Source organism: Streptomyces sp. NPDC059524, assembly GCF_042749255.1.
Lineage (GTDB): Bacteria > Actinomycetota > Actinomycetes > Streptomycetales > Streptomycetaceae > Streptomyces > Streptomyces xanthii.
Genome location: NZ_JBHYTK010000130.1, coordinates 1 through 8,616, shown reverse-complemented (window position 1 = coordinate 8,616; position 8,616 = coordinate 1). Strand labels below are relative to the sequence as shown.

Genomic DNA, 8,616 nt, shown 5'->3' with positions numbered 1-8,616 from the left:
GCGGCCACCGGCGCGGCCCAGCGTAGGCGCCCGCCCAGCACGCGCCCCCGGGGCTTTAACCAACGCTCGCCGCCCACGTGGCCCAGGGGTACCTCGTCGATGGTCTCCAGCGTCAACTCGCGTACGTTCGTACGGTCCTTGACGGTGACGCGCTCGTCGCTCTGCAGGGACCAGGCGAGCTGCCCGTACCCGACGTCGACGGCGACGACGTGGGCGGCGCCGGCGCGCAGCAGCACGTCGGTGAAACCGCCGGTGGACGCGCCCGCGTCCAGCGCCCGGCGCCCCTCGACGACGAGCCCCTGCGGGACGAACGCGGCGAAGGCGCCCGCGAGCTTGTGCCCGCCGCGCGAGACGTACTCGGGGTCGCCGTCGTCCTGGGCGACGACGATCGCGGCGGCCGTCTCCACCTGGGTCGCGGGCTTGGTCGCGACGGTCTTGCCGACGGTGACCCGCCCCGCGGCGATCAGCTGGCTGGCGTGCTCGCGCGAGCGGGCCAGCTTGCGGCGGACGAGTTCGGCGTCGAGGCGGCGACGTGCCACACCTGCCACGGTCGGTTCAGCTCCAATCAGGGGGTGGCCCATCGGGCCTCGTTCAGGGGCGGTGGTCGGGAGACGGGTGGGAGTGCGGGGACGGTACGGGGCGTGCGTCGAGCGCGGTGAGCGCGGAGCGCAGGCCCTGGTGTACATCCTCGTACACCTCGGCGTGCCCGTCGGCCGCGAGGTGGTCCACGTCGGCGAGCCGGTCCAGCTGGGCGTCCACCTCGGCGTGCCCGGTCGGGGTGCGCCCGATGCCGAGCGGGGCGGGGGCCGCGGGCTCGTACGACGGCTCCGGTCCGGCGGCCTGGGCTTCGGCCGGGACTTCGGCCGCGGCCGCGGCGGGGGCTTCGGCGGGGGTCTCGCTCATGCCCCGACGCTACCGCGAAGCCCCGGTGTACCGTCGATCGCGATGGCCACGATCGAGGAGTGCCGCGCCGCACTCGAAAAACTCTCCGAGAGCATGACGCGCGCCGACGGCGACGTGCGGGCGGCTGCCGCGCTCGACCGCTCGCTGAGCTGCCGCATCACCGACCTGGACGTGACGTTTTCCGGCCGACTCCAGGACGGCCGGATCGTGGTGCTCGACACCCGCCCCGGACCGCCCGCGGAGAAGGCGCAGATCCGCCTCGCGATGTCGGGCGACGACCTGGTGGCGATGGTGGACGGCGAGCTGAACTTCGCGAAGGCGTGGGCCTCCGGCCGGGTCCGCCTGGAGGCCTCGTTCCGCGATCTGCTGCGCCTCAGGACGCTGCTGTAGCCACCTGCTTGCGCGCCTTGCGCGCGGCGGGCACCACCAGCGGCGTACCGGTCTCCGGATCATCGATGACCTGGCACTTCATCCCGAAGAGCCGCTCCACGAGCTCGGCCGTGACGATCTCCTTCGGCGCCCCCTCGGCGATCACCTCGCCCCCGCGCAGCGCGATGAGGTGCGTCGCGTACCGGGCGGCGTGGTTCAGGTCGTGCAGGACGGCGACGAGCGTGCGGCCCTGTTCCTCGTGCAGCTCGGCGCACAGGTCGAGGACGTCGATCTGGTGCTGGATGTCGAGGTAGGTGGTCGGCTCGTCGAGCAGCAGCAGCGGGGTCTGCTGGGCGAGCGCCATGGCGATCCACACGCGCTGGCGCTGACCGCCGGACAGTTCGTCGACGTACCGGTCGGCGAGCTCGGCGACGCCCGTGGACTCCATGGACTCGCGGACGACCCGCTCGTCCTCCGCCGACCACTGGCGCAGCAGGCCCTGGTGCGGGTAGCGGCCGCGGGCGACGAGGTCGCCGACGGTGATGCCGTCGGGCGCCACGGACGACTGGGGCAGCAGCCCGAGCGTCTTGGCGACCTTCTTGGCGGGCATCGACTGGATGACCTGGCCGTCGAGCAGCACCCGGCCGGCGCTCGGCTTCAGCATCCGGGACAGGGCGCGCAGCAGGGTGGACTTGCCGCAGGCGTTGGGGCCCACGATCACCGTGAAGGAGTGGTCGGGTATCTCGACGGACAGCTGCTCGGCGATGACCCGCTGGTCGTAGCCGAGGGTCACGGCGTCGGCGGACAGCCTGTTCACAGAGGTGCTCCTTCGATTCGTACGGGGGCCGCGCGCGGTCGCGTCGCTCATATCCGGCCCGCCTTGCGCTCGGTGACCAGCAGCCACAGCAGATAGCCGCCGCCCACGACACCGGTGACCACGCCGACGGGCAGCTGGTCGGCGCCGAAGGCCCGCTGCGAGGCCAGGTCGGCGACGATCAGCAGGGTGGCGCCGAGCCAGGTGGCGGCCATCAGGTTCGGTCCGGGCGAGCGGGTCAGCCGGCGGGCGATCTGCGGGGCGGTGAGCGCCACGAAGACGACGGGGCCGGCGGCGGCGGTGGCGGCCGCGGTGAGGAAGACGGAGGCGACGAGCAGGACGAGCCGGGTCCGCTCGACGCGGATGCCGAGCGCGCCGGCCGCGTCGTCGCCCATCTCCAGCATCCGCAGCGGCCGCGCGTACACGGCGACGAGCGGCACGAGGACGGCGAACAGCGCGAGCAGCGGCCAGACCTGCGCCCAGTCGCGCCCGTTGAGCGAGCCGGTCATCCAGACGGTGGCGCGGGCCGCGTCGACGAAGTCGGCCTTCGTGAGCAGATAGCCGTTGACGGCGGTGACGAACGCGGAGACGCCGATGCCGACGAGCACGAGCCGGTACCCGTGCACGCCCCGCTTCCACGCCAGTACGTAGATGGCGGCGCCGGTGACGAGTCCGCCGACCAGCGCGCCGAACGCGACCTGGGTGGCGCTCCCGCCGAAGACGACGATCATCACGAGGGCGCCTGCGGTCGAGCCCTGCCCGAGCCCGAGCACGTCGGGGCTGCCCAGCGGGTTGCGCGAGATGGACTGGAACAGCGCTCCGGACAGGCCGAGCGCGCCGCCGACCAGCAGGCCGACGAGGACCCGCGGCAACCGCAGGTCGTTGATGATGAACTCCTGCCCCGGGTCACCCTGTCCGGCCAGCGTCCGCAGCACGTCGCCGGCCGGGATCGCGAAGTCGCCGGTGCCGATGAGCACGACGGCCGCGGCGAGCGCGGCCACCACGAGCAGCACCACGACGACGGTGGACCGCAGGCCGACGCGGACGGAGAGCCCGCCCGGGGTCCGTATCGCACGCGTCCCGGGACGCTTCGCTTCTGTCGCCTTCACAGCTGGGCCAACTTCCGGCGTCGTACGAGGAGGATGAACACGGGCGCGCCGAGCACGGCGGTGACGATGCCGACCTGGAGCTCGGCGGGGCGCGCGACGATCCGGCCGACGACGTCGGCGCCGAGCAGCAGCACCGGAGACAGGAGCGCCGCGTAGGGCAGGATCCAGCGCATGTCGGGGCCGGTGAACGAGCGCACGATGTGCGGCACCATCAGGCCGACGAAGACGATGGGCCCGCAGGCGGCGGTGGCGGCCCCGCACAGCAGGGTCGCGGCGCCCATGCTCAGGGCGCGGGTGCGGCCGAGGCGGGCGCCGAGCGCGCGGGCGGTGTCGTCGCCCATGGCCATGGCGTTGAGCGGCCTGGCCAGGGCGAGCGCGACGACGATGCCGACGACGATGAACGGCAGGACCTGCCGGACGGTCCCCATGGTGGCGGTGGCCAGCGAGCCGACCTGCCAGAACCGCATCCGGTTGAGCGCCATGTCGTCGCTGATCATCACGGCGTAGAGGTAGCCGGAGAGCGCGGCGGTGACGGCGGTGCCGGCGAGCGCGAGCCGTACGGGTGTCGCGTTGCGGGTGCCGCCGAGCACGTAGACGAGGGCGCCGACGGCGGCGGCTCCCACGAAGGCGAACCAGACGTAGCCGCTCAGCGAGGTCACACCGAAGAAGCTGATGGCGGTGACGACTGCGGCGGACGCGCCCATGTTGATGCCGAGAATGCCGGGGTCGGCGAGCGGGTTACGGGTCAGTGCCTGCAGCACCGCGCCCGCGAGCCCGAGCGCGGCCCCGGCGAGCAGCCCGAGCAGCGTGCGCGAGATCCGCTCCCCGACGACGACATCGGCGTACCGCCCGGTGTCCTGGAACAGCCCGTGCCAGACCTGCTCGACCGAGAGCGGCTTGGCCCCGATCGCGATGCTGGCCACGAGCACGGCGGCCAGCACGACCAGCGACACGAGCAGCCCGGCCGTACGGATCGCGGTACGGCGCCCTGGGCGCGGCGGCACGGGGGCGGCAACGACCCCCGCACGGCTTCCTGAAGGACTGTCAACCAACACGAAGGTTAGGTTAGCCTACCCTGCCACCCGGAGGTTCTGGAGGTGCGCGGCCCGACCGTCACCCGAGTCCGGCCCGGGCCAGCGCCTTCCCCGAGTCCAGCCCGCACTCCCCGTCGCCGCCCGCACTCCAGGCCGCCCCACAGAGCGCTCTCAACCCGTCGATCGCCGAACCCTCCCCGCTCAGCTCCAACTCCCGCTCCCCCGCCACCGCGGTCCACCCGCCACAGGAGAACCCGTCCCCCGACGCGACGACCTCCGGCTGCCCGGTCAGCATCCCCCGCAGATCCACGTCCACATACGTGGGCCGGTGCCGAGGCGGCGCGGCCAGCAACCCCGCACCGTCCGTCACCCCGGTCAGCACCAGCAACGAGTCCACACCCCCGTTGAACGCCCCCTCGATGTCCGTGTCGAGCCGGTCCCCCACCACGAGCGGCATCCGCGCCCCGGTCCGCAGGATCGTCTCCCGGTGCATCGGCGGCAACGGCTTCCCCGCGACCTGAGGCTCCGCCCCCGTCGCGATCCGCACGACCTCGACCGCCGCCCCGTTCCCCGGCGCGATGCCCCGCGCGCTCGGAATCGTCAGGTCCGTGTTCGACGCGTACCACGGCACTCCGCGCGCGATCGCGTAACAGGCCTCGGCGAACCGCCCCCAGGCCAGCTCCGGCCCCCCGTACCCCTGCACCACCGCCGCAGGGTCCTCGTCCGCCGAGTCGACCGGCACGAGCCCCCGCTCGCGCAGCGCGACCCGCAGCCCCTCCCCGCCGATCACGAGGATCCGCGACCCGGCCGGCACCTGCTCACTGATGAGCCGCGCCACCGCCTGCGCCGACGTGATCACATCGTCCGCCCCCGTCGGGATCCCGAGCTCCGTCAGATGCTCGGCGACCGCCCCGGGCGTACGCAGCGCGTTGTTCGTCACGTACGCCAGCGCCATCCCCCCGGACCGTGCCACCGCCAGCGACTCCACGGCGTGCGCGATCGCCTGGCCCCCCGCGTACACCACCCCGTCGAGATCGAGCAGCGCCGTGTCGTACGCCTCGCTCAACGCCCGCGCGCTGCCCGCGGGCCGCCCCCGGAAAACGCCCTCGGCCGCCCCGCTCGCACTCTGGCTCATCCCGTATCGCTCCTCGCTCGAACTCACTCCCCCGATCATCCCCCACGCCTCTGACACTCGTACGATGCACGGATGAACACTGCAGGTGACGGCGGCCTCGACCTGATCCCCTTCCGCGGAGTGCGGTACGTCCCGGAACGGGTAGGCAGCCTCGCCGCCGTGACCTCACCCCCGTACGACGTCGTGGTCCGCCCCGACGGCCTGCTGGAGCTCCAGAGCGCGGACCCGCACAACATCGTCCGCCTGATCCTGCCGCAGGCGGGCCCCGCGGCCGGCCCGCAGTCCCGCAACGACCAGGCGGCCGCCACCCTGCGCCGCTGGCTCGCCGAGGGCGTCCTCGCCCCCGACGCCGAACCGGCGCTCTACGTCTACGAGCAGCGCGGCGGGGACCTCCTCCAGCGCGGCCTGATCGGCGCCCTGCGCCTGTCCGAGCCGTCCGAGGGCGTCGTCCTGCCCCACGAGGACGTCATGCCGCACGTCGTCGAGGAGCGCGCGGGCCTGATGCGCACCGCCGCAGCGAACCTCGAACCGCTGCTCCTGACCTACCGGGGCAACGGCCGGGCGACCGGCGCGACGGCCGTCATCGAGCGCACCGTCCAGGGCGCCCCGCTCCTGGCCACCACCACCGAGGACGGCTTCGCGCACCGCCTCTGGGCGATCACCGACCCGGCCGAACAGCAGCGAATCCAAGCCGATCTCGCCACCCACCAGGCCCTGATCGCCGACGGCCACCACCGCTGGGCGACCTATCTCCGGCTCCGCTCCGAGCACTCCGGCCCCACCCCGTGGGACTACGGTCTGGTCCTCCTCGTCGACACGGCCCGCTACCCGCTGCGCGTCCGCGCCATCCACCGCCTCCTGAACCGGCTCCCGCTCGACGAGGCCCTGGCGGCGGCCCGCACCCACTTCCGCGTCCGCGAGATCCCGGGCCCCCTCACCCACGCGATGGAGGAACTGGCCGAGGCCGCGTCGGCGGGCAACGCGTTCCTGCTCGCCGGCGGCCCCGAGGACACGTACCACCTGCTCGACCGGCCGGACCCCGCGCTCCTGGACCGCACGGTCCCGGCGAACCGCCCGCAGGCCTGGCGCACCCTGGACGCGACCGTGCTCCACTCGACGCTCCTCGGCCACGTCTGGCACATCCGCGAGGACTCCCCCGCCGAGATCTCGTACATCCACGACACGGCGGCGACGGTCGCCAAGGCCCGCCGCGACGGCGGCACGGCCGTCCTCATGCACCCCGTCCGCGAGGAAGTCGTACGGGAACTGGCCCGGCAGGGCGTCACCATGCCCCGCAAGTCCACGTCCTTCGGCCCGAAGCCGGCCACGGGCCTGGTCCTGCGCACTCTGACCGACCTCACGGACTGAGCACCAGCCGGAAACGCCGAACGGGCGGGCTCCCCGAAGGGAACCCGCCCGCCCAGGCCGAGGCCTACCTACTGCGCGACCTACTTCACGTCCCGGTCGTCCTCACCGTCAGCACTGTCGCCGCTGTCGCCGTGCTCGTCGTCCGCACGCGCCGGCTCCGCCGCCTCGGCACCGTCGTCCTCGCTGTCGTCGAACGCGTCCACGAAGTCGACACCGTCCATCTCCGCCAGCCGGTCGGAGGCGTCCGTGCTGCCGTCCTTGTCGGCCTCGACGGCCTTGGCGAACCACTCGCGCGCCTCGCCCTCACGCCCGACGGCCAGCAGCGCGTCGGCGTACGCGTAGCGCAGCCGCGCGGTCCACGGCTGTACGGAGTTCGAGGCCAGCTCGGGGCTCTGCAGCGTCACGATGGCCGCGTCCAGCTGCCCCATGTCACGGCGCGCACCGGCCGCGACGAGCCGCATCTCGACCTGTCCGGCCTTGTCGAGCTTCTGCACCTCGGGCGCACCGGCCATGTCGAGCGCCTTCTCCGGCCGCCCGAGCCCACGCTCGCAGTCGGCCATGACGGGCCACAGCTCGATGTTGCCGGTCATCCGACGCGCGGCACGGAACTCGGCCAGCGCCTCGCTGTACTTCTGGTTCGCGTACGCGGCGAAACCGGCGGCCTCACGGACGGCGGCGACGCGCGAGGCGAGCCGCAGCGCGACCTTGGAGTAGCCGTAGGCACCCTCGGGGTCCTCGTCGATGAGCCGGGCGACCATCACCAGGTTCTTGGCGACGTCCTCCGCGAGCCCCTTCGGCAAGGACTGGAGCTCCTGCTGCACGTCCTTGTCGATCTCGTGCCCGGTGACGTCCTCGGGGATCGGCAGCCGCTTGATCGGCTCCCGGTCGCGGTCCCGCTCGTCACGGAACCGTCCACCGCCGCCGCCACGCCGGTCGTCCCGACGGTCGTCACGCCGGTCGTCGCGCCCACGGAACCCACCGGGACGCCCGCCCCGGTCGTCCCGACGCGGCCCACGCCCACGGTTGTCGTCCCGCCCACGGAAACCACCACGGTCCCCGTACGACGGACGCTCGTCCCGACGGTCATCACGGCGGTCATCGCGCCGGTCGTCACGGCGGAACGGCGGCCGGTCGCGGTCACCGTCACGACGCGGCCCACGATCCCGGTCACGGTCGCGGTCACCGTACGAACGCGGCGCCCGGTCGTCCCGACGATCGCGGAACCCGCCACCACCACGGTTGTCGTCCCGCCCACGGAAACCACCACGGTCCCCGTACGACGGACGCTCGTCCCGACGCTCGTCACGGCGGTCATCGCGCCGATCATCACGGCGGAACGAGGGCCGGTCCCCGCGGTCCCGGTCACGGTCACCGTAGGACGGCCGGTCATCCCGACGTCCACGGAAGCCGCCACCGCCACCACCACGGTTGTCGTCCCGCCCACGGAAACCACCACGGTCCCCGTACGACGGACGCTCGTCCCGACGGTCATCGCGCCGGTCGTCCCGGCGATCGTCACGGCGGAAGGCCGGGCGGTCGCGGTCACCGTCACGACGCGGCCCACGATCCCGATCACGGTCACCGTACGAGGGCCGGTCATCCCGACGTCCACGGAAGCCGCCACCGCCACCACCGCGGTTGTCGTCCCGCCCGCGGTTTCCGCCGCGGTCACCACTGTCCCGGCGGCGCTGATCGCGCTCCGGTCGCTCGTCGGGAGAGTTGGGGGACATCGGTGACTCCTCGTCTTCGGTACCGCAGTCATTCTCGCGCAGCCGGCCGACCGGCGCGCTTCGGCAAAACAAAAAAGGACCCTTTGGTCCCAGCCTGTTAGCTGGGGCCCAAAGGTGCGGCCAAAAAATTTGGGGGGGGGGCGACAAACCCACA

10 protein-coding genes are annotated in these 8,616 nt (G+C 73.2%); 3 read left to right on the top strand and 7 right to left on the bottom strand.

What is annotated here, in order from left to right; all coding sequences use genetic code 11:
• Nucleotides 1-539, bottom strand: a 539-nt coding sequence (locus ACFW9D_RS28980; protein ID WP_384626582.1) for a TlyA family RNA methyltransferase, incomplete at its 3' end; no start/stop codon positions are given.
• Between the two features lie 52 nt (nucleotides 540-591).
• Nucleotides 592-903 carry a hypothetical protein gene (locus ACFW9D_RS28975; protein ID WP_384626581.1) on the bottom strand — a complete coding sequence of 104 codons (312 nt, stop codon included), beginning with the start codon at nucleotides 901-903 and terminating at the stop codon, nucleotides 592-594.
• Nucleotides 904-945: 42 nt separating this feature from the next.
• Between ACFW9D_RS28975 and ACFW9D_RS28970 the strand changes: the two genes are divergently transcribed.
• Entirely contained in the window at nucleotides 946-1,293 is a 348-nt protein-coding gene (locus ACFW9D_RS28970) for an SCP2 sterol-binding domain-containing protein (protein WP_384626579.1), read from the top strand.
• Here the strand turns inward: ACFW9D_RS28970 and ACFW9D_RS28965 are convergent.
• From ACFW9D_RS28965 to ACFW9D_RS28950, 4 genes are read right to left on the bottom strand one after another with little or no spacing between them, the layout of a single operon-like run.
• The gene (locus ACFW9D_RS28965) at nucleotides 1,277-2,140 is read right to left on the bottom strand and encodes an ABC transporter ATP-binding protein (protein WP_188339716.1); all 864 of its coding nucleotides are present in this window, start codon (nucleotides 2,138-2,140) and stop codon (nucleotides 1,277-1,279) included. The genes ACFW9D_RS28970 and ACFW9D_RS28965 overlap by 17 nt on opposite strands.
• Entirely contained in the window at nucleotides 2,137-3,195 is a 1,059-nt protein-coding gene (locus ACFW9D_RS28960; RefSeq protein WP_384626577.1) for a FecCD family ABC transporter permease, read from the bottom strand. The genes ACFW9D_RS28965 and ACFW9D_RS28960 overlap by 4 nt, the downstream gene beginning before the upstream one ends.
• The gene (locus ACFW9D_RS28955; RefSeq protein ID WP_384626575.1) at nucleotides 3,192-4,250 is read right to left on the bottom strand and encodes a FecCD family ABC transporter permease; all 1,059 of its coding nucleotides are present in this window, start codon (nucleotides 4,248-4,250) and stop codon (nucleotides 3,192-3,194) included. Before ACFW9D_RS28955 ends, ACFW9D_RS28960 begins: the two co-directional genes overlap by 4 nt.
• Nucleotides 4,251-4,308: 58 nt before the next feature.
• Nucleotides 4,309-5,364: an HAD hydrolase-like protein gene (locus tag ACFW9D_RS28950; protein WP_384626572.1), complete on the bottom strand. Its 1,056-nt coding sequence runs from the start codon at nucleotides 5,362-5,364 to the stop codon at nucleotides 4,309-4,311.
• Nucleotides 5,365-5,436: 72 nt separating this feature from the next.
• Here ACFW9D_RS28950 and ACFW9D_RS28945 point away from each other — a divergent pair, with 72 nt between their 5' ends.
• Nucleotides 5,437-6,732: a DUF1015 domain-containing protein gene (locus ACFW9D_RS28945; RefSeq protein ID WP_188339712.1), complete on the top strand. Its 1,296-nt coding sequence runs from the start codon at nucleotides 5,437-5,439 to the stop codon at nucleotides 6,730-6,732.
• Nucleotides 6,733-6,812: 80 nt separating this feature from the next.
• On the opposite strand, the gene ACFW9D_RS28940 is transcribed toward ACFW9D_RS28945, so the two are convergent.
• Nucleotides 6,813-7,598, bottom strand: a complete 786-nt coding sequence (locus ACFW9D_RS28940) for a tetratricopeptide repeat protein (protein WP_223206446.1) — start codon at nucleotides 7,596-7,598, stop codon at nucleotides 6,813-6,815.
• Here ACFW9D_RS28940 and ACFW9D_RS28935 point away from each other — a divergent pair.
• Nucleotides 7,569-8,468: a hypothetical protein gene (locus ACFW9D_RS28935; RefSeq protein WP_384626603.1), complete on the top strand. Its 900-nt coding sequence runs from the start codon at nucleotides 7,569-7,571 to the stop codon at nucleotides 8,466-8,468. The genes ACFW9D_RS28940 and ACFW9D_RS28935 overlap by 30 nt on opposite strands.
• The last annotated feature ends 148 nt before the right edge of the window (nucleotides 8,469-8,616 follow it).